General features: G+C 46.2%; 20 protein-coding genes. 9 read left to right on the top strand and 11 right to left on the bottom strand.

Annotated elements, in window-relative coordinates; genetic code table 11:
• Nucleotides 1-20 precede the first annotated feature (20 nt).
• Nucleotides 21-932, bottom strand: a complete 912-nt coding sequence (gene cysM / locus DFR44_RS06800; RefSeq protein ID WP_425459564.1) for a cysteine synthase CysM — start codon at nt 930-932, stop codon at nt 21-23.
• A gap of 84 nt (nt 933-1,016) precedes the next feature.
• Nucleotides 1,017-2,525, bottom strand: a complete 1,509-nt coding sequence (gene pdxR, locus DFR44_RS06795) for a MocR-like pyridoxine biosynthesis transcription factor PdxR (protein WP_133620420.1) — start codon at nt 2,523-2,525, stop codon at nt 1,017-1,019.
• 300 nt (nt 2,526-2,825) lie between these two features.
• Between pdxR and DFR44_RS06790 the strand changes: the two genes are divergently transcribed.
• The 9 genes from DFR44_RS06790 to DFR44_RS06750 all read left to right on the top strand — a co-directional run bounded on the left by DFR44_RS06790 (nt 2,826) and on the right by DFR44_RS06750 (nt 14,039).
• Nucleotides 2,826-3,593, top strand: coding sequence for a gamma-glutamyl-gamma-aminobutyrate hydrolase family protein (locus DFR44_RS06790; RefSeq protein WP_133620418.1), 768 nt, complete (start codon nt 2,826-2,828; stop codon nt 3,591-3,593).
• A gap of 120 nt (nt 3,594-3,713) precedes the next feature.
• On the top strand, nt 3,714-5,081 hold the full coding sequence (locus tag DFR44_RS06785) for a glutamine synthetase family protein (RefSeq protein WP_133620416.1): 1,368 nt from the start codon (nt 3,714-3,716) through the stop codon (nt 5,079-5,081).
• 168 nt (nt 5,082-5,249) lie between these two features.
• A complete protein-coding gene (locus DFR44_RS06780) occupies nt 5,250-6,632 on the top strand; it encodes an aspartate aminotransferase family protein (protein WP_133620414.1) in 1,383 nt (460 codons plus the stop codon).
• Between the two features lie 263 nt (nt 6,633-6,895).
• Nucleotides 6,896-8,050: an extracellular solute-binding protein gene (locus DFR44_RS06775; RefSeq protein ID WP_246012073.1), complete on the top strand. Its 1,155-nt coding sequence runs from the start codon at nt 6,896-6,898 to the stop codon at nt 8,048-8,050.
• Between the two features lie 106 nt (nt 8,051-8,156).
• Nucleotides 8,157-9,284: an ABC transporter ATP-binding protein gene (locus tag DFR44_RS06770; protein WP_133620412.1), complete on the top strand. Its 1,128-nt coding sequence runs from the start codon at nt 8,157-8,159 to the stop codon at nt 9,282-9,284.
• 11 nt (nt 9,285-9,295) lie between these two features.
• Nucleotides 9,296-10,192, top strand: a complete 897-nt coding sequence (locus DFR44_RS06765) for an ABC transporter permease (RefSeq protein ID WP_133620410.1) — start codon at nt 9,296-9,298, stop codon at nt 10,190-10,192.
• The gene (locus DFR44_RS06760; RefSeq protein WP_133620408.1) at nt 10,189-11,013 is read left to right on the top strand and encodes an ABC transporter permease; all 825 of its coding nucleotides are present in this window, start codon (nt 10,189-10,191) and stop codon (nt 11,011-11,013) included. Before DFR44_RS06765 ends, DFR44_RS06760 begins: the two co-directional genes overlap by 4 nt.
• Before the next feature lie 158 nt (nt 11,014-11,171).
• Nucleotides 11,172-12,668: an aldehyde dehydrogenase gene (locus DFR44_RS06755; protein ID WP_133620406.1), complete on the top strand. Its 1,497-nt coding sequence runs from the start codon at nt 11,172-11,174 to the stop codon at nt 12,666-12,668.
• A gap of 84 nt (nt 12,669-12,752) precedes the next feature.
• Nucleotides 12,753-14,039: an NAD(P)/FAD-dependent oxidoreductase gene (locus DFR44_RS06750; RefSeq protein WP_133620404.1), complete on the top strand. Its 1,287-nt coding sequence runs from the start codon at nt 12,753-12,755 to the stop codon at nt 14,037-14,039.
• Nucleotides 14,040-14,143: 104 nt separating this feature from the next.
• Here DFR44_RS06750 and DFR44_RS06745 read toward each other — a convergent pair whose 3' ends face one another.
• The 9 genes from DFR44_RS06745 to DFR44_RS06705 form a co-directional block, all read right to left on the bottom strand.
• Nucleotides 14,144-15,238, bottom strand: coding sequence for a hypothetical protein (locus DFR44_RS06745; protein ID WP_133620402.1), 1,095 nt, complete (start codon nt 15,236-15,238; stop codon nt 14,144-14,146).
• A 10-nt stretch (nt 15,239-15,248) separates the two neighbouring features.
• Nucleotides 15,249-16,259 carry a hypothetical protein gene (locus tag DFR44_RS06740; protein WP_133620400.1) on the bottom strand — a complete coding sequence of 337 codons (1,011 nt, stop codon included), beginning with the start codon at nt 16,257-16,259 and terminating at the stop codon, nt 15,249-15,251.
• A gap of 72 nt (nt 16,260-16,331) precedes the next feature.
• A complete protein-coding gene (locus tag DFR44_RS06735) occupies nt 16,332-17,489 on the bottom strand; it encodes a glycosyltransferase family 2 protein (RefSeq protein ID WP_246012077.1) in 1,158 nt (385 codons plus the stop codon).
• A gap of 65 nt (nt 17,490-17,554) precedes the next feature.
• Nucleotides 17,555-18,847, bottom strand: coding sequence for a nucleotide sugar dehydrogenase (locus DFR44_RS06730; RefSeq protein ID WP_133620396.1), 1,293 nt, complete (start codon nt 18,845-18,847; stop codon nt 17,555-17,557).
• A 760-nt stretch (nt 18,848-19,607) separates the two neighbouring features.
• Complete coding sequence (locus tag DFR44_RS06725) at nt 19,608-20,795, bottom strand: heme biosynthesis HemY N-terminal domain-containing protein (RefSeq protein WP_133620394.1); 1,188 nt, start codon at nt 20,793-20,795, stop codon at nt 19,608-19,610.
• A complete protein-coding gene (locus DFR44_RS06720) occupies nt 20,795-21,943 on the bottom strand; it encodes a hypothetical protein (RefSeq protein ID WP_133620392.1) in 1,149 nt (382 codons plus the stop codon). The genes DFR44_RS06725 and DFR44_RS06720 overlap by 1 nt, the downstream gene beginning before the upstream one ends.
• A 122-nt stretch (nt 21,944-22,065) precedes the next feature.
• The gene (locus tag DFR44_RS06715) at nt 22,066-22,836 is read right to left on the bottom strand and encodes a uroporphyrinogen-III synthase (RefSeq protein ID WP_162845190.1); all 771 of its coding nucleotides are present in this window, start codon (nt 22,834-22,836) and stop codon (nt 22,066-22,068) included.
• A gap of 13 nt (nt 22,837-22,849) precedes the next feature.
• Nucleotides 22,850-23,788 carry a hydroxymethylbilane synthase gene (gene hemC / locus DFR44_RS06710; protein WP_133620388.1) on the bottom strand — a complete coding sequence of 313 codons (939 nt, stop codon included), beginning with the start codon at nt 23,786-23,788 and terminating at the stop codon, nt 22,850-22,852.
• 21 nt (nt 23,789-23,809) lie between these two features.
• A complete protein-coding gene (locus DFR44_RS06705; RefSeq protein ID WP_133620386.1) occupies nt 23,810-24,439 on the bottom strand; it encodes a glutathione binding-like protein in 630 nt (209 codons plus the stop codon).
• Nucleotides 24,440-24,671 lie beyond the last annotated feature (232 nt).

The following is a 24,671-nucleotide window of genomic DNA, read 5'->3' as shown; positions in this document are numbered from 1 at the left end:
AAGCCAGCCTAAAAAAACAATCAGCCAAACACGCCCGTGGACAAATAACGATCGCCACGGTCGCATACAATAAAAACGATGGTTGCATTTTGAACTGTTTTAGCGACTTCTAACGCTGCCCACAACGCTCCGCCCGAAGACACCCCTGCAAAAATGCCCTCCTCTGTCGCCATTTGACGCGCCATTCGTTCAGCATCGGACTGCTCAACTAAAATTTCTTTATCGACAAGGCTGGCATTAAAAATCTCGGGCATGTATTCAGGAGGCCATTTACGAATCCCCGGAATACTCGAGCCTTCGGCTGGCTGCGCACCGACAATTTGAATATTTGAGTTTTTTGACTTTAGATAGGTGCTGACACCCGTTATCGTTCCAGTTGTGCCCATTGCGCTGACAAAATGGGTCACCTCGCCATCCGTATCACGCCAAATTTCTGGCCCTGTTGTGCGAATATGCGCCAATGGGTTGTCTGTATTGGCGAACTGATTAAGCACTTTGCCTTTACCCTCAGCTTGCATACGCAAGGCCAAATCACGCGCATATTCCATGCCGCCATCTTCTGCTCGCGTCAAAATCAATTCAGCCCCATACACTTGCATCGACAATCGACGCTCGACACTCAAATTATCGGGCATGATGAGAATCATCTTATAACCACGCATTGCCGCCACCATCGCCAACGCGATGCCCGTATTGCCACTGGTTGCTTCAATTAAAGTGTCACCCGCTTTAATGTCGCCACGACGCTCGGCTTCTAAAATCATCGACAAGGCGGGTCTGTCCTTAACCGAACCCGCTGGATTATTGCCTTCAAGCTTCGCCAATAAAATATTTTGACGAGCGGACAGCAATTCTGCGCCGATACGCTGGATTTTAACCAAAGGCGTATTGCCAACGAACTGATCTATGGTGGGGTAATTTTTGGGCATCATACGGTTTTACTCAAAGTCCTCATCGGTAAGGGGTTCAACGAGCACTGATTCTAGCTTGAAATACAAATTCATGCTGAGACCCACTTAAGAGAGCACGGATTTAATCAACAGTCCCAAACGCTGGCCGCAATCGACCAAGTCATTGGTATCAACATAAGCGAAGCCAACCACCAAGCCCCGCGCTTCGGTGGGCCCAATGTAATAGCGTGACAACGCACGAACAGACAGGCCTTGAGCTTGGCATTCTGCAGCCAATGCCAAATCATCAATATGCGGCGGTAAACGAATCAAAAACAACAAGCCCGCATCAACGACCACTTGTTGAATTTTGCCCGCTAAATTTTTCTCCAACACCGCCAATAACAAGGTGCGCCGTTGGGCGTAGGCTTGGCGCAACCGTCGGATGTGCGTCGTGAAGTGACCTTGCTCGATGAACTCCGCTAACGCTGCTTGTAAATGCAATTGCCCAGGGCGATACAAATCATACAACGCTGTTTTGAATGCGCCAATCAATGGTTCTGGCAGCACCAAATAAGACAACTTAATCCCTGGATAAATCACCTTAGAAAACGTCCCCATATACAACACACGGTCAATCCCCGCCTCTGTCGCCAAACCTTGCAACGATGCAATGGGTCGACCTGAATAACGAAACTCGCTGTCATAATCATCTTCCAACAGCCATGCCCCCACCCGCTGGGCATACTCAATCAGCTGCTTGCGTCGCGCCAAAGACATGACCGCACCCGTTGGATACTGATGAGACGGCGTGACATAAATAAACTTAGGCGGCAGGCTGTTTAAATCGGCTGCGGACGGATTCATGCCATCATGATCCACATTAATGGGGCGAATGCTCAAATCGTTGGCATACATCGAGCTCCAAGCCCCCCAATAACACGGGTTTTCTACCCAAGCGACATCATTTTGATCCGCCAACATGCGGCTAATCAAATCAATGGACTGCTGCGTGCCCGCCGTAATCAAAACCTGCTCAGGGGATAAAGACACGCCACGCGAGACCCGCAAGTAATCCGCAACCGCTTTTTTCAGAGGGAAATAACCACCATCACTATCATAGTCGTACAGTTGAATGTCTTCGCGTCGCCACACTTGATTTTGAACGCGCTGCCAAGTTTTAATTGGAAAATTCAACAAATCCATTTTGCCACGCAGCGCAAATGGTTGAACCTCGTAATTTTCCACACCTTTTTCTTGGGTTAATCGCGCACCCCGCTTAGACAGCACTAAAGCACTGCCCTTGGACTTAGGCGCAGCACGCTTAACCAAGGTTGAGTCTTCACTAAAACCATCTGGCAACGCATCCGCCACATACGTACCGCTCCCCGTTTGACTGCAAACATACCCCTCGGCTTGTAATTGGTCATACGCAGCAACAATCATATTGCGCGAAGCATCCAACTCGTGCGCTAAATCCCGCGAGCTGGGCAACTTACTGCCCGCAGGCAAACGGCGATTCACAATGGCACTCCGAATGGCCTCATATACTCGTTTGTAACCAGGGAGACGCGGATGAAAATCCTGACGCTCCAACTCGTTTTGTAAAAGTTCAGCTAAAGGCGTTCGTCGCATTTTATATTCTCCTAATCACTTTGATGATTGTGTCCGCGTGATACGGCTTTATTTATTCCTCACCCTATTGAGCAACTGGACTCACGTATTTATCAACACAACCACAAAAAATGGTTGAGCTTTTATCGTTTTTTTTGCTAGAAGTTTAAACCATTTTTTGTTGAAGTGGTCTTAATTTTGCCGTTTAAGTGGCACTGTCCGAATAAGCAGTGCTAAACTATACTCAGTGCGGTACGCGCTCACCCTCGTTTTTTAGTCGCGTATCTATAAAATACCATCATTATTGGAGACTCTCGCTGCATGAACACCACCGCCATCAAGCGCGATGCAATCGTTTTGATTCCTGCGTGTAGCAATTTGGTTGGGCTTCACCCTTCTCACACGGTGCAACGTAAATATACAGATGCTGTTTTTTATGGCAGCCAATGCACGCCTTTATTTTTTCCAGCCATGGGCGCGGAACTGGATGTCAATATTTTGCTAGACCATGTTCATGGTGTATTTTTATCAGGCTCGCCTTCAAATGTAAATGCGACCTTATATGGCGAAGACATTACCCAGCCGCATTTGCCGCAAGACCCATTGCGCGATGGCGTGACCTTACCTCTAATTAAAACGGCCGTTGAACGAGGCATCCCGATTTTAGGTGTCTGTCGTGGCTTTCAAGAAATCAATGTGGCTTTTGGTGGCACCCTGCACCAAGCGGTGCATGAGCTAGAGGACTTTGGCGACCACCGCGAGGACAAAAGCCTTGATTTAGAGGAGCAATATGGTCCTGCTCACCCTTTGCAATTGGTGGACGGCGGCTTACTTCATCGCATTTTGGGCAAACACAAAACCACCGTCAATTCATTACATGGACAAGGCATCAACCGTTTAGGCGAAGGTTTGGTCGCTGAAGCTCACGCTCCCGATGGTTTGGTCGAAGCATTTCACATTGCGGAGCATCCCAACTTTGGGTTGGCGGTGCAATGGCACCCCGAATGGAAAATGCACGAGCATCCCGACTCACGGGCTATTTTTGACGCTTTTGGTGCGGCCTGCCGACGCTTTGCGGCACAGATTTAAACGTTTTTTACCCCGCTTCTATCCAGAAGCCAAACACGGGCATGGTCATACGGATTTTATTAAAACTTGGTTTTGACAGAATCCGTATGAGTACGCCTAAAACAATAAGGATGAGACATCATGACTTTCCAAAAATTCACTACTTTCAACGAAATGGAGCGCTGGTTAGACGAAAACCGCGTGACTGAAGTCGAATGCCTAGTACCTGACCTCACAGGCATTGCAAAAGGAAAAATACTTCCGCGTAATAAATTTTCCGAAGAACGCGGCATGCGCTTGCCCGAAGCCATTTTTGGCTCAACCGTCACGGGCGAATACCCTGAAGACAATATTTTAGATGACATCATCGCCCCGACGGACATGGACATGGAATTGCGTCCAGACCCAACCACCGTTCGTCTCGTGCCTTGGGCAAATGATGCAACCGCCCAAGTCTTGCATGACTGTTTCAAAATGGACGGCACTTTAGTTGAGTTCGCTCCGCGCTCCGTTTTACGCCGAGTGGAGTCGCTGTTTGCGGCTGAAGGCTGGAAACCCATTGTGGCGCCTGAATTAGAGTTCTACTTGGTCGCCCGCAACCCAGACCCCAACCAGCTTTTACAACCGCCGATTGGCCGCAATGGTCGACGAGAAGCGGGACGTCAATCGTACTCGATTGATGCCGTGAACGAATTTGACCCCTTGTTCGAAGACATTTACGACTACTGCGAAGCGATGGATTTGGACGTGGACACCCTGATTCACGAATGGGGCGCGGGTCAAATGGAAATTAATTTCTTACACGGCGCACCGCTGGATTTAGCCGATAAAGTCTTCTTCTTCAAACGCACCTTGCGTGAAGCGGCCATTCGTCATGACATGTTCGCTACTTTTATGGCAAAACCGATGCAAGATGAACCTGGCTCTGCCATGCACATCCACCAGTCCATCGTAGATGCCAAAACAGGTAAAAACATTTTCAGCAACGAAGATGGTACGCACAGCGAAAGATTCATGCACTACATCGGTGGTTTACAAAAATACATGCCAATGGCCATGGCTTTGGTTGCGCCTTACGTGAACTCGTATCGTCGCATCACCAAACACACCGCAGCCCCCATTAACGTGCAATGGGCGCGTGAAAATCGTACCGTGGGCATGCGTGTGCCTGACTCCTCACCTCAAAACCGCCGCGTTGAAAACCGCGTGGTTGGTTCAGATGCCAACCCTTACGTGGCTTTAGCAGTGACCTTGGCGTGCGGTTATTTGGGCATGAAATACAAAATTGAACCCCAAGCCGAAGCCGTCGGTGCAATCAACGGCATGGGTTTTGAACTCCCTCGCAGCATGGGTGAGGCACTCACCGCATTAACGGACTGCCCAGAGTTACACGAAGTGCTCGGCCCCGAATTCGTCAAAGTGTATTTGGCAGTGAAAGAGGCTGAATACGAAGAATTTATGCGTGTGATTAGCCCGTGGGAGCGCGAAAACTTGTTGTTAAATGTATAAATCAAACGCAATAAAAATGCACTCTGAACAAGCGGCAGCTCATCTGCCGCTTTTTTATTGGCATCTTTATTACACCTAAAAACCACTTTCAAATTAACCCCCCATCCATTCACCACGCGATGAAAAGCTCTTGTACACTTCATTATCAATTACCCAAAGGAGAGGATTATGACCGTTAGCGCAAAAACCGCCGCATTACAAAAAGCAGATTCAGCTCACTACTTACATCCATTCACCGACCACGTTGATTTAGCCAAAAAAGGCGCACGCATCATCACGCGCGGTGAAGGCGTTTATGTATGGGATTCAGAAGGAAACAAAATTCTTGATGCCATGTCGGGTTTATGGTGTGTCAGCATGGGTTATGGGCAAAAAAGTTTAATTGACGCCGCCACGGCGCAGATGAACATCTTGCCGTTCTACAACAGCTTTTTCAACACGTCCGTTGAACCTGCGATTGAATTGTCGGCTTTATTAGCAGAAATCACCCCGCCACAATTTAATCATGTGTTTTACAGTTCGTCAGGTTCAGAATCGAACGACACGATTTTGCGCATGGTACGTCGCTACTGGGATTTGAAAGGTGAAAAGCAACGCAAAACCATCATTGGTCGTAAAAATGGCTATCATGGTTCAACCGTCGCAGGCGCATCGCTTGGCGGCATGACCTCGATGCACGAACAAGGCGATTTGCCCATTCCTGGCATCGTTCACATCGACCAACCCTACTATCGTGAAAATGGTCTAAAACTCGGCGTATCCGAAGATGAGTTTGGTTTGATTGCTGCAGGTTGGCTGGAAGATAAAATCAAAGAAGTGGGCGCAGATAAAGTGGCCGCATTCATCGGTGAACCTGTGCAAGGTGCGGGTGGCGTGATTATTCCCCCCAAAACCTACTGGCCGGAAATTCAACGCATTTGTGACAAATACGGCATTTTGCTCATCAGCGATGAAGTGATTTGCGGCTTTGGTCGTTTAGGCACATGGTTCGGTTGCGAAACCATGGGCACTCGACCTGATTTCATGACCTTTGCCAAAGGGGTCACGTCAGGCTATTTACCACTCGGCGGCGCAATGGTCAGTGACCGTGTTGTCGATGTGTTATACAAAGACGGCGATTTTAACCATGGTTACACTTACTCTGGGCATCCAGTGGCTTGTGCCGTCGCAGTCGCTAATATTAAATTGATGAAAGAGCAAGATATTGTCAACACCGTCAAAAACGACACCGCACCTTATTTGAAAAAAGCATGGGCCAGCCTAAACGACCACCCCTTGGTTACCGACGCTCAATCTGAAGGCATGGTGGCGGGGTTAATCATGCTCAAAGATAAAACCAAAAACGAAGCCTTCGACGAAAAAGACAATGTTGGCATGATTTGCCGTGGTCATTGTTTTGACAACGGTTTGGTCATGCGTGCAGTCGGCGACCGAATGATTATTGCGCCGCCACTGGTCATCAGTCACGCCGAAATAGACGAACTCGTTGGCTTGGCGCGTAAAGCATTAGACGCCACCTTATCGGATTTGAAAGAAAAAAAGATTATTTAATACAACTAAAGCAGGCTTCACACACTACCGTGTAAAGCCTGCTTTGCCTTTTTTCTCTTGTTTCTTTGTTTTTAAAACAGTACCATAACGCTTGAACATTGAAAACATTTAGGTCATTACAAATTTTCTTTTTTGGAATACCTTGTTTGAGTGAGTGTAATCGAATTTAATTGATTGACCTTCGGTAAAAAGAGCGTCCGCCACGTGCCAGCCTTATTGCAGGTTTTTATTGATGTTAATGTTTTTCACTTTAGGAGACCCTCGTGAACACAAAAACCATTCGCCATTTCGGCCTATCTATTTTCGCTGGTTTAATCATGACTGCTTGTGGCGGTGATGATCCAAAATCAGCTGCCCCTGCCGCAACAGATGCGGGTGCAACACCATCCACTCAAAAACTCTCAGGTTCTGTCAACGTGTACAACTGGATTGAATACATTCCTGATGGCATGAAGGACAATTTTGAAAAACTGACGGGCTTGAAAGTCAATTACGATACTTTTGAAACCGACGAAGCTCTGAATGCAAAAATTATTGCGGGCAACTCAGGTTACGATGTGGTCGTGCCAGGTGCCGCTTGGGCCGAAGTACAAATCAAACAGGGTAAATACCAAAAACTCGATAAAAGCAAAATCCCCAATCTGAAAAACTTAGACCCTGCTTTAATCGCACAAATTGCAAAAATGGATCCAGGTAATCAATATCTCGTTCCTTGGGCGTGGGGTTTCACAGGCGTGGGCATCAATGAAGCAAAAGTCAAAAAAGCGTTGGGTGACACACCCATGCCAGAAAACCCATTTGACTTAGTGTTTAATCCGACCTACACCAACAAACTCAAATCATGTGGCATTTTCATGCTTGACTCGCCAACGGAAGTCATGCCTGCCGCTTTACAATACATTGGTAAAGATGCCAGCAGTACTAATGTAGCGGACTACGATGCGGCTTTAGATATGCTTAAAAAAGTACGCCCCGATGTGCGTAAGTTCGGCGACTCGAGCGTCATCAACGAAATTGCTGATGGCAACTTCTGTGCCTTTTTGGCTTGGTCTGGTGACGTAAACACCGCGGCTGAACGCTCAGGCAACAAAGACATTAAAGTTCTTTTGGGTCATGGCGGCATTGTGTTTTTTGACACCATGGCGATTCCAGTAGATGCGAAGAACGTAGAAAATGCTTATGCTTGGATTAACAACTCTCTTGACCCTAAAGTCGGTGCTGAAATCACCAACAAACTGGGTTATGCGACAGCCAACAAAGCCGCATTAGAATTCGTTGATAAGTCCAAAGCCGATAACAAAACGATTTTCTTGACGGCTGAAAACTTGGCGCAAATGGCGCCACGCCGTCTGCCTGCATCGCCTGAAGCCAACAAAGCGGTGAACGAAGCATTCCGCAAATTCAAAACAGGCAAATAAGCCCTCACAAAATCCCTTGAATACAATTCAAGGGATTTTGCATTATTGCCCTTTAAACAATTATTTTAAAAAATAATCCATCTCGCGCATTATCAAGGAGTTCATCATGTCGGCTCAAAACCCAAAACAATCCTCCAATCCGTCTTTTTTAAGCATCGAAAATTTGGAGAAAAAATTTGGCGACCACATCGCGGTTAACAAAGTATCGATAGACATCGGCAAAGGTGATATTTTTGCCCTGCTCGGCAGTTCAGGCTGTGGCAAATCCACGCTGCTGCGCATGCTTGCAGGTTTTGAAACCCCTACCTCTGGTCGAATTTTACTCGAAGACAAAGACATCACGGCCATTCCGCCTTATTTACGCCCAATCAACATGATGTTTCAATCTTATGCATTATTCCCTCACTTAAGCGTATGGGACAACATCGCTTTTGGCTTGCGCCGTGATGGTTTACCCAAAGACGTCATTGCGAATAAAATTGAACACATGCTCAAATTAACCCAATTGAGTAAATACGCTAAACGTAAACCGCATCAGCTATCAGGCGGTCAACAACAACGGGTTGCCCTCGCGCGTAGTTTGGCGAAAGAGCCACAGTTGCTTTTGCTCGATGAGCCGCTCGGTGCGCTGGATAAAAAATTGCGTGAAGAAACCCAACTTGAGCTGGTCAACATTATTGAAAAAGTGGGTGTGACCTGTGTCATGGTGACGCACGACCAAGAGGAAGCGATGACGATGGCTTCGCGCATTGCGGTTATGTCAGAAGGGCGTTTCTTACAAGTCGGCTCACCTCGTGAAATTTACGAAATGCCCCAGACCGAATTTGTTGCGGACTTTATTGGCAACGTCAATTTATTCCAAGACGGTGAAATTACAGTCGAGACCCCAACACATGCAGAAGTACAAACAGAAGATGCGCTTCACGTCATTGACCACGCCATTGCAGGTGAATTGGGCGGCAAGCTGACAATTGCCATCCGTCCTGAAAAGATGGAGCTGTCGCGCAACGCACCTGAACAACGTGGCAATCAATGTCATGGCGTCATTAAAGAAATGGCGTATTACGGTTCAGACACCTTGTACCACATTCAGCTGGATAACACGGGCAAGATGATTAAAGTCCAAATAGCCAACACCGAACGCTTCACCGATGAAAAACTCACTTGGGAAGATGCGGTATATGTCTCTTGGACATCGGATGCCATTGTACCCATTGCGCCATCTTATCAATAAGGAGCGGCGTCATGAATATCAAAACTCCTCGCGGTAAATGGTTGGTCATTGGCCTACCTTATTTTTGGTTACTGGTGATGCTGCTGTTGCCGTTTTTGTACCTCTTCCAAGTGGGCATTTCAGAAATGGAACCAGGCGGTGGCTTTTATAAAATCTACCGTCAAGGCGGCTGGTTTTTGAAAAACAACTTTGCTCCCATTTGGCAAGACATTGTCAACGGTGGCACGTATCGCAGCGCCTACTTATCATCGCTTTATTATGCCGCCATGACCGCTTTTTGGTGCTTAATCATTGGCTATCCATTCGCGTATTTCATGGCTCGCGCACGCAAAGAACTACAGCCAACATTATTGTTATTTGTCATGCTGCCTTTTTGGATTTCCATGCTGATTCGCGTGTACGCCATTAAAGTGTTATTCAACGACTCAGGTTTTTTAGTCACGACCATCAGCGGGATTTTACAAGGCTTTGGCTTGATTCAAGACCCGCTGCACGTCATGGGCACGCCTTTCTCGATGATGTTTGGAATGGTGTATGTATACATACCCTTCATGATTTTGCCTCTGTATTCAACGCTGTCTAAAATCGACCCGCGTTACTGGGAGGCTGCTGCGGATTTAGGCTCTACACCATTTAAGACATTTTTCTTGGTCACCGTCCCCTTGTCGAAAGCGGGGATTATTGCGGGTTTGATGCTCGTTTTCATCCCTTGCGTCGGCGAATATGTCATTCCACAACTGTTGGGTGGTGCAGAAATTTTGATGATTGGACGTGTACTGGCCGATGAATACTTCCAAAATGCGGACTGGCCTTTGGCTTCGGCTTTGGCAATTACCATCATCTTGCTGGTGATTGTACCGATGATGATTCTCAATAAATACGAGGAACAAGCAGGAGAATTAAAATGAACAATCAACATCGTTGGTTTGCCCGCTCGTGGATGGCTTTTGTGTATGCGTTTTTATACTTGCCGATTTTCATATTGGTTGTTTTCTCTTTTAACAAAGGTCGTCCGACCAAGTGGAATGGCTTTTCAATCGAAAGCTATGTTGCGCTGATTAAAACGCCTGAAGTGTTTGATGGGCTATTTGTATCCCTTAAAATTGCCACCGCGTCGGCTCTGATGTCCGTCATCATCGGCACAATGATTGCCTTCGTATTGCAACGCTATAAACGTTTTGCAGGCAAAACCTTGTTCAGCGGCATGGCCAATACGCCTTTGGTGATGCCAGAGGTGGTTTTGGGTTTGTCATTGTTACTGGTCTTCAAGTCTTTGTTTAAACTAGAAGGCGGCTACATGATGATTATTTTCGGGCACTCGCTGCTCGGTGCTGCCTACGCCAGCGTGGTCATTAAAGCCCGTTTTTCAGAGTTATCATTATCATACGAAGAAGCCGCTTTAGATTTGGGTGCGAAACCATTAGAAGCCTTTTTCTTGGTGACCTTGCCGCTGATTGCCCAATCTTTGGTTTCAGCATGGTTATTGGTATTCACCATTTCATTTGACGACGTTGTGATTTCACAATTTTTAAGTGGCCCAGGTGTTAAACCTTTACCCAACGTGATTCTCGACAATGCGCGTCAAGGTGCAAAACCGCTGTTGAACGCCCTCGGTGCTGTCATAGTATTCCTTGTCAGCGCCTCATTGATTGCGGGCAGCATTTGGTTACAAAAACGTGAGAAAAAGCGCAATGCCGAAATTGCAGCGGCTTTTCGTGACGCGACTTAACCCCCCGTATTAACCTAAAAGCGCAAGTCCAGAACTTGCGCTTTTTTGTTTAAGAACCACTTAAATCAGCCTATAAAGTCCACTTTACGCTTTTGATGGTGCTAACCCCAGCACGCCTTTATAATCAGCACAATATATAAAATACAAAGAGGAACATCATGTCTCAAATAAACTGGAAAGAAAAAGCCACCGCCTTACGTCAAGCAGGCATTGATGGTCGCGCCTTTGTCAACGGACAACGCGTACCCGCTATTGATGGCGAAACCTTTGATTGCATCAGCCCGATTGATGGCTCCAAACTCACCGATGCCGCTCGTTGCAAAAAAGCCGATGTAGACGCTGCGGTCAAAGTCGCTCGTGCCGCATTTGAAGATGGTCGTTGGGCGCATTTATCACCCAAAAAACGCAAAGAAATTTTAATTAAATTTGCCGACTTAATCGTAGCGAACGCACATGAGCTTGCAGTGACCGAGACCTTGGACATGGGCAAACCCGTATCCAACGCACTCGCGGTCGATGTCAGTGCTGCCCAAAATACAGTGCGCTGGTTTGGCGAAGCCATCGACAAGGTTTATGATGAAGTGGCCCCAACCCCCCGCGACTCGCTCGCATTAATCACGCGCGAACCTGTCGGCGTCGTCGCTGCGGTGGTGCCTTGGAACTATCCTTTGTTAATGACCAGCTGGAAAATCGCACCCGCTCTAGCAACGGGGAACTCAGTAATTCTCAAGCCCTCTGAAAAATCACCATTAACAGCCTTACGTTTAGCCGAACTGGCACTTGAAGCGGGCATTCCTGCGGGCGTGTTTAACGTTTTGCCAGGTTACGGCCACGAAGCAGGCGCGGCATTGGCAGAACATATGGATGTGGATTGCATCGCATTCACGGGTTCAACAGCCGTGGGCAAACGCATCATGTCGGCTGCGGCCAACAGCAATTTAAAGCGGGCTTGGATGGAGTTGGGGGGCAAATCGCCCAACATCGTTTTCGCCGATGCGCCCAATCTCGATGAAGCCGCAGCCGCAGCCGCAGGCAGTGTGTTTTACAACCAAGGAGAAAGCTGCAACGCGCCCACACGCTTATACGTTGAAGCCTCAATTAAAGATGAATTCATGGCTAAAGTTGCCACATACGTGGCATCGTTCACACCCGCCGACCCGCTTGAAGGCAACACCACCATGGGTGCCATTGTCGATGACATCCAAATGAACTCGGTTTTAAAGTACATCGAAAGCGGTAAGACAGAAGGTGCCGAACTAATCGCTGGTGGCTCACGAACGCGCGCAGAAACAGGCGGTTACTACATTGAACCGACCATCTTCGTAGCCAAACCGCATATGACCATCGTCCGCGAAGAGATTTTTGGCCCCGTACTGTCCGCCATGTCCTTTGAAACCGAAGCCGAGGCCATCGCGTTAGCCAACGACACCGAATATGGCTTGCAAGCCGCGGTATGGACGCGCGACATTTCTAAAGCCCATCGTGTCGCGCGCGCCATTAAAGCAGGTACTGTTCACGTCAATCAATACAACGATGATGACATCACCGTGCCATTCGGCGGTTACAAACAATCGGGCAATGGGCGTGACAAATCCTTGCACGCATTAGACAAATACACCGAGCTAAAAACGACTTGGATTAAGATTGATTATTAAGTTGACTGCACATATCAACTGCAATCCCCTCATGGTTTAGCTAAAAACCTTTTTAACCCCTGTGATGTAGACTTACTTTTAATTATGACAACTCAACACGCACCCACTTATTACGCGGCCACCGCCAACCCCTCACCAGCACGCCCAGCCCTGCAAGGTGAAATCGACACTGATGTCTGTATCATCGGCGCAGGTTATACAGGCTTATCAACAGGTCTGTTTCTGGCTGAAAACGGATTCAAAGTCACCATCCTCGAAGCTGCCAAAATTGGCTTCGGCGCAACGGGTCGCAACGGCGGTCAAATCGTCAACAGCTACAGCCGTGACATTGATACCATCGAAAAACAGGTCGGCGTGGACGGCGCAAAAGTTTTTGGACAAATGGCTTTTGAAGGCAACCGCATCATCCGCGAACGCATTGCCAAATACGACATCAAATGCGACCTGAAAAATGGTGGGGTTTTTGCCGCATTCACTAAAAAACAAATGCACCACTTGGAGCATCAACGTAATTTGTGGGCAAAGCACGGGCATAATCAAGTTGAACTGCTCGACAAAAAACAAATGTCTGAAATCGTCGCTTCTGATGTGTACATCGGCGGCTCTATCGACCACAGCGGCGGTCACTTTCACTCACTCAACCTCGCCCTCGGCGAAGCGGCCGCCATCGAGTCTTTAGGCGGTAAAATTTATGAGCAAAGCCCTGTTATCGGTATCGAACGTGGCTCGAAACCTGTGGTCGTGACTGAAAATGGTCGAGTCAACGCCCGTATCGTGGTCGTGGCGGGCAATGCCTACTTGGGTAATCTCGTCCCCGAACTATCCGCCAAATCAATGCCCTGCGGCACTCAAGTGGTCACGACAGCACCGCTGCCAAAAGAATTGGCCAAGAGCTTAATTCCGAATGACTACTGCATTGAGGACTGTAACTACCTGCTCGACTACTACCGCTTAACGGGCGACAACCGTTTATTGTACGGCGGTGGCGTGATTTATGGTGCACGAGACCCTGCCAATGTCGAAGCAATTATTCGTCCAAAAATGCTCAAAACATTCCCGCAGTTGAAAAACGTGAAAATTGATTTTGCATGGACAGGGAACTTTTTACTCACGGTATCTCGCCTACCGCAAGTCGGCACTTTGGGCGAACACAACAATATTTTCTACTCGCAAGGTTGCTCAGGTCACGGCATCACTTACACCCATCTTGCGGGGAAAGTGTTGTCTGAAGCCATTATGGGTCAACGTGACCGCTTTGATGCGTTCGCTAAATTACCGCACTACCCATTCCCTGGTGGTCGATTGTTCCGCGTTCCGTTCACTGCCATCGGTGCAACATATTACAGTTTGCGCGATAAATTTGGAATTTGATGAGACAAACAATTAAGCCCGCTTTTTAATCGAAAGTTTCAATTAAAAAGCGGGCTTAATTTCAACACAAGCATTTATAAAGTTATGCCCGTGTTGCGAATGCTCTACTCCACTCCAATTTCTTTCACCAGCTCGTTTAGACGTTGTATTTTAAACTTCAAATATTCTCTATCAATATTGTTCATCAATTTATTGTAGAGGACTTTTAGCTTGAAATTCTCAGCCTCACTGCTGTCAAAGTTTTTCAAAATGGCCTCTAAATTGTCGCTATTTTGAGCATCTTTATTCAATATAGCCAGTTTCTTCTCTTCAATCTCCCGCGTCTTCATGACCTCATTGGATAAATACCCCAACTGCTTAAAGTACCCATTGTTGTCCTCGCCCTTCCAAAGCATATAATAATCTTTTGACTCATCTAGCAATTGACTGCTTTTTGCAGAGCCTAAGTTATAGCTCGCGGTGAGCGCACCATAAAAACGACCGCCTGATAAAGAAATGGCGTCTGAGTTGTTCGCTGTTTTCTTTACACCTGCTTGAAGAGATAAACTCCAATTTCCTTGCTTTTGTATTTGATTCAAAATGTCGTATTTGTCTGACTCAAGTTGAGCAAGATTCTTTATCAAGACATTCAATGAAGCGTCCTCAGGCCATGATGCGTTTTGTTGAATCTTCTCTATTTCTAAATCATTTTCAAGTCCAAGGATACTGACTCTTTTTATCAACGACTGCACGTCGTACACATCTACAAGCGTTGCATTTTGGGCTTTGAACTTGGCACTTGTCACATTAAAATGCTTTTGTAACGCTTGCATCGTTCGCTGTATCTCTTGCTTTTTAAAGTTCAAAGACCCTTTTTCAATCGACTGTAAACTCAACCCAAGTACATCTTTTATAGAATCATTAAGCTCATAGAGTTGACACTCGGTATCGGCTAAACGATGGGTGTACTTCGCCTTATTCAAATCGGCTAAATTCTTTGAGAGGCCTAAAAAAACCGTATTTTTAGTGCCTGCGCTCTCACTGCCATCGGTGGTGATATCAAACACGACATTCGGCGAGTTCAGAGTCACTTGCTCAGCAGCAGATTTTGTTTTAACGTAACGACAAAAATCCCCTTTTTCTTTATTAGGTTCCTGCGCCGCGGCATTGCTTATATACGCTGCAATGATGCAAATCAATAATGCTGTTTTTTTCATCATGTTCTCCAAATCAAAAGAACAGCGGTTTACGGCCAATGAACACTAAGCCCGCATCGGCATACGAATTGTCGTTATACTGAACGGATACAAATTTTCCTTTTATTTCTGTTTTAAACAAGTAGTGGAAAGAAGTCTCCTCTGCACCATACACTTTGGTCACAACGCCAACTTTTGAACAAAAAATAACTTTTAATGCACAACCATAAACAGGATCGCCCTCCTCCACGCCATCTATGTTGTCATAAGGAACAAATGCCGCATTGATGACTCGGTCTTTCGCATCGTAGTAAATATTGTCATAAAAACCATCGATGACATGTGAATAGTCATTAATACTATTTTCAGTGAGTTTTAATTCATTTTCTACCGAGCTTACTTCTAAAGCAGTCCTTTCAACTTTTTGTTCGAGGTCTGTTTTTTGCGCCTCCAAAATCATGGCATCAGCACTCAAAGCACCACCACCTAAAGTATTAGCACTGTCTATCTTGGCTTGAATTTCACTATTGGATTGATGAGTTTTACGAATGGTATCGTATTGAGTGGAAAGATAATTTGCGGCCTGCTCTTTGGTAATTAAGCCCGCATTCAACTCTTTTTTTATTTTTGTTAAAGCATCATTGCGTGCGCCTCCAGCTCCTGCCAATTGAAAAGAGGTTAAATCTTTTTTCATTGTTTGAGCTTCAGCTTGATAAATTTTTGCCTGATTCGCAAGGCTCATCTCTACGCGATTAAGAAGTATTTCACTCGTTCCCAGCTCTCTCTTTTTAAAAGCCAACTCATTGCCCAAGTTTTCCTTGTTGAGCTTAAGCTTATTGATTTCTTTTTCAAGCGATATAATTTGGGCAAAATTCCATATCACTTTTTCTTGCGTGGTCGACAAAATCAAAGGCATCGCCCAGCTTCGATTGCTCAAAAAAAGCAAGACTAAAAAAATGTACCATACAATTAAAGACAGCAATGACAAGAGCAGAAAAAAACCAAAACCTCGATAAATCTTGAGATATGTTTTTTGAATATTCATGCCTTTGAGATTTTTAACGTTCATCTCCGTTCCCCTTTTCAAAAAACTTCATTAAAAGATTACAAATATTGCCTATGCTCTTGTAACCCAACCACCATCATCTAACGTTGACAATGCAAACAACGTGACAAACAATGCACTGAATGGAAACCACAAACTCATTATGATTAAACTCCACGTCAGAACGCCAATACTCGCCACACGTTCTCGTTTCAGATGATGTTTACTCATATAGAAAAATGCCAGCGCCAATATGGGTGAGAGCAACATGTGAAAAAGAAGAATTTTGATAAGCACAATCAATAAATGCCCCATCAAACCCGATGTGATAAAAAGCACATTCCAACTAAACATCACAAAAATCGGCATTAAACTAAAAAATGCACACAAAAAAGTGTTGTTTTTGAACATGATGGGAAAGCGAGCCAGTGCATCTAACCATTGGCCAACTGCGGAACGACGCCATCTTAATTGCTGGCTCAAATAGCCTGAAATATTGCTGGGTACGGCTGTCCAACAAACAGCATCTGTGTTGAGGTAAGTAGAATAACCATTTCTCAATAAAATCTGAGTTAAAGCCCTGTCCTCGCCGTTCGTCACTCTAATGCCTAAGAAGTTTCTTTTCTCGACCTGCTCTCTGACCGCATCAAAACATTCGCGTTTAATAGCAACCAAAGGACCACTCAAACACTGGACTTTTCGAAACAACTTCTCAGGCGACTTTAAAACCAAAAACGACAAGGCATAATAAACAGCTTGGCAACGCGTCAGCCAAGTTTCATCGGCATTCGAAATACCAACACGACCACCAACCGCGCAGATATTTGGCTCCGTAAAGCAAGCCATCAACTCAGAAATGGCATGTTCATCAAAAATACAATCTGAATCGACCCCTACAACGACTTCTGCTGTAGACAAATCCAAGCCATCCAAAAAAGTATGCGCCTTGCCTTTATTGCGTTCATTTAATGTGGCCACAACATTAGGAAAGTCTTGCGCTGCCTTTTTTATCCATTCAAAACTGTCATCCTTAGAACAATCATCAAAGGCTAAAATCTGCAATTTATCCTGAGGATAATCAGACATCCTTAGACTTTTGATGGTCTCGTACACGGTATGCCCTTCATTAAAGCAGGATAAAATCACACTCGCCGTGGGCTTATAGGAATAGTCTCTCTTGACATCAAAACGCTTGCAATACAAATTGATGAAAAGCCCACTTGTGTACATCAGCACAGGGTAACAAGAGACTATCATTGCGAAAATAATAAGAACACCCGTGAGCCAGTCTAACATTATGGTCTCCAAAGATTATATGAGCAGGCCCCTTCGACCGACAAAATACCCTTCAAATCAAAAACCGAACCATCGTCACTGCGCAAATATTTTTTAGCAAGAGACCAGCCTGCCTCAACATACTCTTGATGCGACACCGCCAACAAAACAGCATCAAAACTGTTGTCCTCAACCTGAGGATTAATTGAGACACCATAATGTGCCAAGACCATTTCAGCATCTGCTTGCGGATCTAAAACTTCATACTCGATTGAAAACTCGTCCATCAAGCGAATGATGTCAAACACTTTAGAATTGCGAATGTCAGGTACATTTTCCTTAAACGTTAAACCTAAAACCAACACCCGCATTTTTCTAGCTGCGCCGATACAGCTCTCTTGTTTCAACATTTTTTTTAGCATTTCGCGGAACACATAAATGCTGTAGTTTTCATTCACTTCTCGTGCATTTTCTAAAATGTGGACATTCAAACCCACTTTTTTAGCCTTTGAAATGATGTAGTACGGATCCACCCCAATGCAATGTCCTCCGACCAGACCGGGGTAAAACTTCATGAAATTATATTTTGAGCCCGCCGCTTCAATCACATCTCGCGTATCGATTCCAACTTTATTAAAAAAGATACTGAGTTCATTTATCAGCGCAATATTGACATCACGCTGTGTATTCTCCAACGCTTTAGCTGCTTCGGCGACTTTAATGGTCTTCGCACGATAAACCCCCGCTGTGACTATTTTTTCATACACCCAACTAATCGTTTCCAGTGAATCGCTGTTGTCACCCGAAACAATCTTAACCACATTGGTCAAGGTGTGATGTCTATCGCCTGGGTTCACACGCTCTGGAGAGTAGCCCACATTAAAATCGACTAAATGAGCCAACCCTTTGGACTCCAAAATGGGCACGCAAAAATCTTCCGTGACACCAGGGTAAACGGTGGACTCATAGACCACGATATCGCCTTTTTTCAAAATCTCAGCAATACTTTTCGTCGCACTTTCGACATAAGACAAATCAGGCGCACCATCATTAGTCGCTGGCGTGGGCACAGCCACGATAAAAAAATTACAATTTTTTAAGTCATCAAACCGAGATGTCAAGACAAGGGATGTATTTCTCAAATCTTCTAAGTCAACTTCTTTGGTTGAGTCCACCCCATCTTTTAATTGCTTCACCAGTGTTTCGTTTAAATCACAGCCAACAACAGAGAAATGCTTAGAAAGCTGCACAGCCAAATTCAATCCAACGTAACCCAAACCCACCACACCAATGCGAAAGTCAGAAAAGTTCATCGCGTTTCCCCATATTTATTAATTATTACAATTAGTTATCAGCCTCTAAGCCAAAAGAAATAAAAATTGAATAGATAGCCAGTTGGCTTTCTACAAAATAAACAGCTCAAGCCCACCTTTCTTCGCTCTTAACGAGTCGAAACACAATAAATCCATAAATTAAAGCAAAGATTAAAAGAAATAAAAATAACAGAAACACTACGTATAGATACTAGCATAAACAATTGCTATTTTTTGTTTTTTTTAAATTTTATTTATATGTTGTTTTGACATTTTGACAACAAGCCTTAAGTTGAAAGTCATTCAGGGCTGTTTAGTTATTGTTTATTGGCTTTTATTTTGAAAAGACACGTCACAAATCATCGTCTAGTCACCGTTTTTATAAACAGACGAAATTGACTCAAAGGTAGACTACTTAGCTATTCGTATGAAACTCTTAAGAAAAAGAGATGACTCACAAAAAACACAGCTCAAACTTATTAAAAAATTGCAAAAATTTCTCATAGGAATGGACTGGCGAGTACAGTTAAATGACAATAAAGGTCCATACCTCAAGTCATAGGGCAGCAACTAAGGAGAAGTTAAGATTAAATCAAGAGATAAAACTAAAATGATGAAGATGGACAGCGGGTGTCAACTGTGTAATAAATTGTCGTTATTGACACCCTGCTATCAGACTTTTGGCTCACTTGAGTGCTTTTGTTATTGAATCTATTTAATCAAGTGACGCATTTTATATGTATGGAGCAATGAAAAATACTTAAACACCCACCGCCAAAGCCGCGGCTTTGGCCTCTTCTAACTGCGCATTGGATGCATCACCCACTGCTCGATAAGTTTGAGCCAAACCAAAGTGCGCTTGTATGCTGGGGGTAATGTTGAGACTGTTTTGAAAATTAGCTTTGGCGCGCCCCCAAAGCTGGGCTTTTAGGCACAACAGACCCGCAGCACACAGTAATTGTGCATCTTTTTTACCTTCTGTGTTACGCTGGTTTTCCCACACTTCTATCATTTTCAACTGGGCGGTTACACTGTTTTCATCTGCGGCGGCCACATAAGCTTTCAATAAATCAGGTCGCCAATTGTCACGTTGCGCCTCTTCGAGCACACGACGAGCCTCGGCTTTTTCGCCACGAGTAATCATGGCTTGAGCATAGGCCGATAACACTTCGTCATGGGCACGAACGCCTTGCGACATGTCTTTGTAAATACCGCGCAAATATGTTGCAGATACGGCCTCGTCTTTAACTAAACCCAAAGTCGCTTGAATGAACCACTGGTCTTTTATGCCTTGAGCCACGCCCCATTTTTTGTCTTTCGCCAACTGCAACACTTCATGCCAATGACCTGATTGGGCATGCGCTTGAATTTGCAAGTCTCTAAAACGCAAGCTGTGTTTGCGCACGGTGGCCGATGCTTTATCGAGAGCCGTCAATGCGAGGCTGCTGTCATTGGTCTTGAGTGCCATTTCGGCTTGTTGCAAATATTTGGCATCCGAGAAAACATCGTTGCCATCCAATTGCGCCAGCCATGCAAGTGCCTCTGCAGGTTTTGCTTGTGCATGCGCACTCGCTGCACCTATCAAAGCGGCCAAGCCCGCTGATTGAGGTAACTTGGCGGCCACCTTTGCCGCATTATGCGCATGCGCCCAACGACCTTCATGTAAAGCGATGGTGGCCGTTTGCACCGCAGCAATTGAGCGATATTCTCTTTTCTTTGCCCGCGAATCACGCCAGCGCGAGGGCAAACCCATGGTCGCACGATACATCCGCCAAATCACTGAAAACAACACAATCAAGATTAAAAACAGAATCGCGAACACATAAATCGACATGCTGATTTGATGAGAGGCCACAATAAATTGCGCCGTTCCTGGGTAGTAACGTGAGCCATAGGCTATGCCCGCAGCGGCTGCTAGAAAGAAAATAAACCAAATAAATTGTTTCATTATGCACCACCTTTTTGGACAGGCGTGCTTGAAGGTGCTGGTGTCGCAGGGACAGCAGGGGCAGTTTGTTGAGCACGCATTATGCTGGTTAATTGTGCACGGGCTTGTTGCAGCGCGGTGGTCACAGCGGAGAAATCAGGCGCGGCGGGGAAAACTTTGTTATCAATCAATGCCTGTGGCGCGGATAAAGCAGTGGGGTCGGACCACTGCACGGCCATAGTCTGCGCGGCAACGGCATTCGCTTGTGCCAGAGGCCATTGTCCCGTTTGCGCCGCCCATTGCGCACTCATCAATCGCGCAAGAATACTTTGTTTCACCAGCGCGGCCGTCGCAGGATTAAGCATTTGTGCTTCTTTTGCACTGTCAATTTTCTTAATCTCGACCACATTTTTCATACTGGCAATGATGCGTTCCCACCATGATAAAGCGGCAGGATTGACTTCAGCATTTTGTGCATTCGTCTTGACATCCAGTTGCTCTACGGCAACCAATGCACGCTGTAAATCGCTCAAGTAAGTCGCCGTAGGGACGCTACTCCACAATTTCAGCTGACTTTCTGCTTGCGCGAGTGCGCTTAAAGCAGGGCCAAAGGCAGGTTCATGTACCGCTTGTAATTGTGCTTTGAGGTTTTGTACATTTTGCAAGGTCAACGTTGTATCGGCGCGCTGAGTAAAATCTTGCTGGATGCCGGCCCATTGCCATTGAGCGTCATAGGCGGTCAGCAATGCATTGGCGGGAGCGCCATTAATCGCCAGTACAATCGGGGCGGCCGCCATATTTGAGTTGACCACCTCATTACCACGACTTTGTTGTTGCAACTGCTGCACCAATGCTGCTTGTAAATCCGTCGCTGTCGCAGCAGGCTGTGCAGCCGAAGTTGCGGGCGCATCCGCATTTTGTGCATCTGATGATGGCGATGCGACGGAAGCTGCAGGAGCTTGCGATTCAGCAGCAGACTTTATTTGCGCCGCGCTTTCCTTGTGTGCTTTCAGCATCGTCGGTAAATAACCGTCCAATGCGCCTTGCTGATAGGCCAAATAACCCGAACCACTGACAATGCCGACCACGCACAGCCAAATCAACTTGCGTTTGAAAGACCCTTCTTTTTTGGCGGGTGTGTTAGGGGTGATGTTTTGTTGGCTGTCCATAATGATCCTCTTGATTGCTCCGACTCATTCGGAGGATTTGTCTTACAGTCCATTGTAAAACAAAACGCGCCAGCTGCGCGTTTTCAGTCAAGGATTTAAACGGATTACGGTGTATTGGGTGATTATGCCAACTGAGCCAAGTGTGCGCCAAGCTCGGCAATCGGCGCAACGTGAACACTTACAAACCCACACTTGCGCGCATGCGTTGCAATGCTGGGGTGCAAGGTTAAAACGGGTTGCTGTAACAGTGTATGTTTATCCCGCTCGTTTAAGTGTTGAAGATTGTTCAACAGCGAATTTAAACCTTCTTGACTGGTGATGGACAACACCACCCCCGTTTGATGCAAAGCTGAAACAAAAGCATGATATTGCAACTCGGACCAGCTCAAGTTTTCGCGTTGGTAGCACGACCACACGTCCACCGTTGCGCCCGCCCCTCGTAACCAATTGAGAAAAGCATCGCGGCCATTTTGTGCCCGAACAATCAGGACACGTTGGCTTGCCCAGTCCGCTGTTTGCGACTGCAAGGTTGACCATAAGCGTTCTGAATCGGGCATTTCATTGACTGCTGGACAAATCACCTGAGCATGAGGCCACGCTCTTTGCACGCTAACCGCCGTCGTTTGACCCACCGCAGCCGCCCAAAGCTCAGTGCGCCAGTTTAAATTTAAAGCCTGTAAGCGTTGCGCCGCAAACTGCACGGCGTGTTGACTGACAAACATCACGCCATGATAAGCGTTCCAATTGTGTTGGAGATGAGACTCAAATTCAGGATGGATGCGCAAACCGACATGCAAAGTTGGCAAGGACAAGAGCGGGACATGTCGCTGACTCAAAAAAGATGAGACGCCATCATGCACAGGCTGAGGACGAGTCAAGACAACAGTGCGCATGTTTGACGACCAACTAATGCGGCGACGCAAGCAACGCATCTAATATCGACTGAGCCCCTTGCATGTACAGTTGATTCACCACCCCTTGAGCGAGCGATTCTGGCTGGCTGCGTTCACCTCGGGCTTGTGCAGTCAACACACGCGAACCATCGGGCAAAGCCAAGCTGGCGCGTAAATAAAGTTCTTGATGTTCTAAAATCGCATGTGCTGCTAAAGGGGTTTGGCACGAGCCACCCAGCGCACGCGACACCGCGCGTTCAGCCGCCGTACAGACAAATGTATCCGCATCATGCAGCGGTGCGAGCAGAGCCGCGACATCATCGCGCCCATTGGCAATTTCAATCCCTAAAGCACCTTGCCCCGCAGCGGGCAACGCATCATCCAAAGACAATAATGCTTTAATGCGTTCTCCCATGCCTAAACGCTTAACACCTGCGGCGGCGAGCAAAATCGCGTCGTACTGCCCTTCATCTAATTTTCGCAATCGCGTATCAAGGTTACCACGCAAGGATTCAATACTCAGATGAGGGAAGCGGGCGCGCAGTTGCGCCGCACGGCGCAAACTGGACGTGCCCACAACCGCCCCTTCGGGTAGCTCATTTAAAGCACTGTATTTATTTGAAATAAAAGCATCGCGCGCATCCTCTCGAGCCATCACGCATGCGAGCGTAAAACCCTCTGGCAACACCATCGGCACATCTTTGAGCGAGTGCACCGCTAAATCAGCACGCCCTTCTTGCAAAGCGGTTTCCAATTCTTTAACAAATAAACCTTTGCCACCAATTTTCGATAAGCTTTGGTCTAAAATTTGGTCTCCACGCGTTGTCATTCCAAGCAGTTCTACGGTCAAACTTGGGTGATGATGCTCAAGTGCGGCTTTGACAAAATGGGCTTGCCACAACGCAAGTCGTGACTCGCGCGTGGCTATGGTGATTTTTTTTAAAGGGGTCATCAATGAAAGAAGTGATAAATTTTAGATGGCAGGTTGGTTTTGTTCGGCCAAGGCTTTAACTACGGCTGGACGAGCTTGAATGCGGTCAGCCATGGCACGAAGGTTGGCAAAAGGTGATACATCCAAGCCCATGCGAGTGGCCCAGCGATAGGTCACATAAATATAAACGTCTGCCGCTGAATACTGGTTGCCCGCAATCCAATCTTTACCTTGATACTCTGTGTTCAGGTAAGCGTATAAGTCCAAAACACGGTCTTTCGCCAAGTCTTTCACTGAGTCAAAACTCGCCTCGTCTGTGGTGAAACGTTGCGGTGCAAATAATGGTTTAAATGCTGGGTGCAAATCCGAATTGGCAAACGACAACCAGCGCAAGGCTTGTGCATGCTCAAACGTACCCAACTGTGGATACACAATGCCCGCTTGACCTTGAGCAGCCAAGTACTCAACAATCGCCAAGTTTTGCGTCAACACACGATTATCATCCAACTGCAAAGCAGGCACTGCACCCAGCGGATTGACTTTATCTAAATATTCTGCTCGGCCTGCGTCGTCTGGACGTGGCGCAGCAAGTGCGGTCACATCTAAATTTAACTCACGAGCAACAATATGCGGAACGAGCGAGCATGCCCCTGCGTAAAAATACAACTTCATGTGTTTTCCTTAAAAAATAAAAAGCGATTCTGCTAAATCCGCTTTTCAATATTAAATTTTTACCCAATCTTGAGCAGGGCTTTTGACTATTGACGAATTGATGTTGGCTATTAAAAAGCGGTCAGCTTCATTTACCGCCAAGCTGCACTTTTGTCCTCAATCCATATTTGTGCATTTTACGCGATTTTAAAAACCGTGGTTGCTGCTTGTCATGCGCTGGTATGTTCACGAC

Origin of the sequence: Hydromonas duriensis (assembly GCF_004363775.1) — a bacterium.
Classification (GTDB): domain Bacteria; phylum Pseudomonadota; class Gammaproteobacteria; order Burkholderiales; family Burkholderiaceae; genus Hydromonas; species Hydromonas duriensis.
Note: the sequence above shows the minus strand (reverse complement) of the source record. Positions and strands in the feature narration are given on the sequence as shown.

What these genes read in the sequence shown, in the direction of transcription:
- DFR44_RS06790 (WP_133620418.1), top strand. Translation starts at nt 2,826, where the DNA reads ATGAACACCACCGCCATCAAGCGCGATGCAATCGTTTTGATTCCTGCG.
- hemC (WP_133620388.1), bottom strand. Translation starts at nt 23,788, where the DNA reads ATGACCCCTTTAAAAAAAATCACCATAGCCACGCGCGAGTCACGACTT.
- DFR44_RS06725 (WP_133620394.1), bottom strand. Translation starts at nt 20,795, where the DNA reads ATGAAACAATTTATTTGGTTTATTTTCTTTCTAGCAGCCGCTGCGGGC.
- DFR44_RS06770 (WP_133620412.1), top strand. Translation starts at nt 8,157, where the DNA reads ATGTCGGCTCAAAACCCAAAACAATCCTCCAATCCGTCTTTTTTAAGC.
- DFR44_RS06750 (WP_133620404.1), top strand. Translation starts at nt 12,753, where the DNA reads ATGACAACTCAACACGCACCCACTTATTACGCGGCCACCGCCAACCCC.
- DFR44_RS06735 (WP_246012077.1), bottom strand. Translation starts at nt 17,489, where the DNA reads ATGTACACAAGTGGGCTTTTCATCAATTTGTATTGCAAGCGTTTTGAT.
- DFR44_RS06720 (WP_133620392.1), bottom strand. Translation starts at nt 21,943, where the DNA reads ATGGACAGCCAACAAAACATCACCCCTAACACACCCGCCAAAAAAGAA.
- DFR44_RS06705 (WP_133620386.1), bottom strand. Translation starts at nt 24,439, where the DNA reads ATGAAGTTGTATTTTTACGCAGGGGCATGCTCGCTCGTTCCGCATATT.
- cysM (WP_425459564.1), bottom strand. Translation starts at nt 932, where the DNA reads ATGATGCCCAAAAATTACCCCACCATAGATCAGTTCGTTGGCAATACG.
- DFR44_RS06760 (WP_133620408.1), top strand. Translation starts at nt 10,189, where the DNA reads ATGAACAATCAACATCGTTGGTTTGCCCGCTCGTGGATGGCTTTTGTG.
- DFR44_RS06745 (WP_133620402.1), bottom strand. Translation starts at nt 15,238, where the DNA reads ATGATGAAAAAAACAGCATTATTGATTTGCATCATTGCAGCGTATATA.
- DFR44_RS06765 (WP_133620410.1), top strand. Translation starts at nt 9,296, where the DNA reads ATGAATATCAAAACTCCTCGCGGTAAATGGTTGGTCATTGGCCTACCT.
- DFR44_RS06715 (WP_162845190.1), bottom strand. Translation starts at nt 22,836, where the DNA reads ATGCGCACTGTTGTCTTGACTCGTCCTCAGCCTGTGCATGATGGCGTC.
- DFR44_RS06780 (WP_133620414.1), top strand. Translation starts at nt 5,250, where the DNA reads ATGACCGTTAGCGCAAAAACCGCCGCATTACAAAAAGCAGATTCAGCT.
- DFR44_RS06730 (WP_133620396.1), bottom strand. Translation starts at nt 18,847, where the DNA reads ATGAACTTTTCTGACTTTCGCATTGGTGTGGTGGGTTTGGGTTACGTT.
- DFR44_RS06740 (WP_133620400.1), bottom strand. Translation starts at nt 16,259, where the DNA reads ATGAATATTCAAAAAACATATCTCAAGATTTATCGAGGTTTTGGTTTT.
- DFR44_RS06785 (WP_133620416.1), top strand. Translation starts at nt 3,714, where the DNA reads ATGACTTTCCAAAAATTCACTACTTTCAACGAAATGGAGCGCTGGTTA.
- pdxR (WP_133620420.1), bottom strand. Translation starts at nt 2,525, where the DNA reads ATGCGACGAACGCCTTTAGCTGAACTTTTACAAAACGAGTTGGAGCGT.
- DFR44_RS06755 (WP_133620406.1), top strand. Translation starts at nt 11,172, where the DNA reads ATGTCTCAAATAAACTGGAAAGAAAAAGCCACCGCCTTACGTCAAGCA.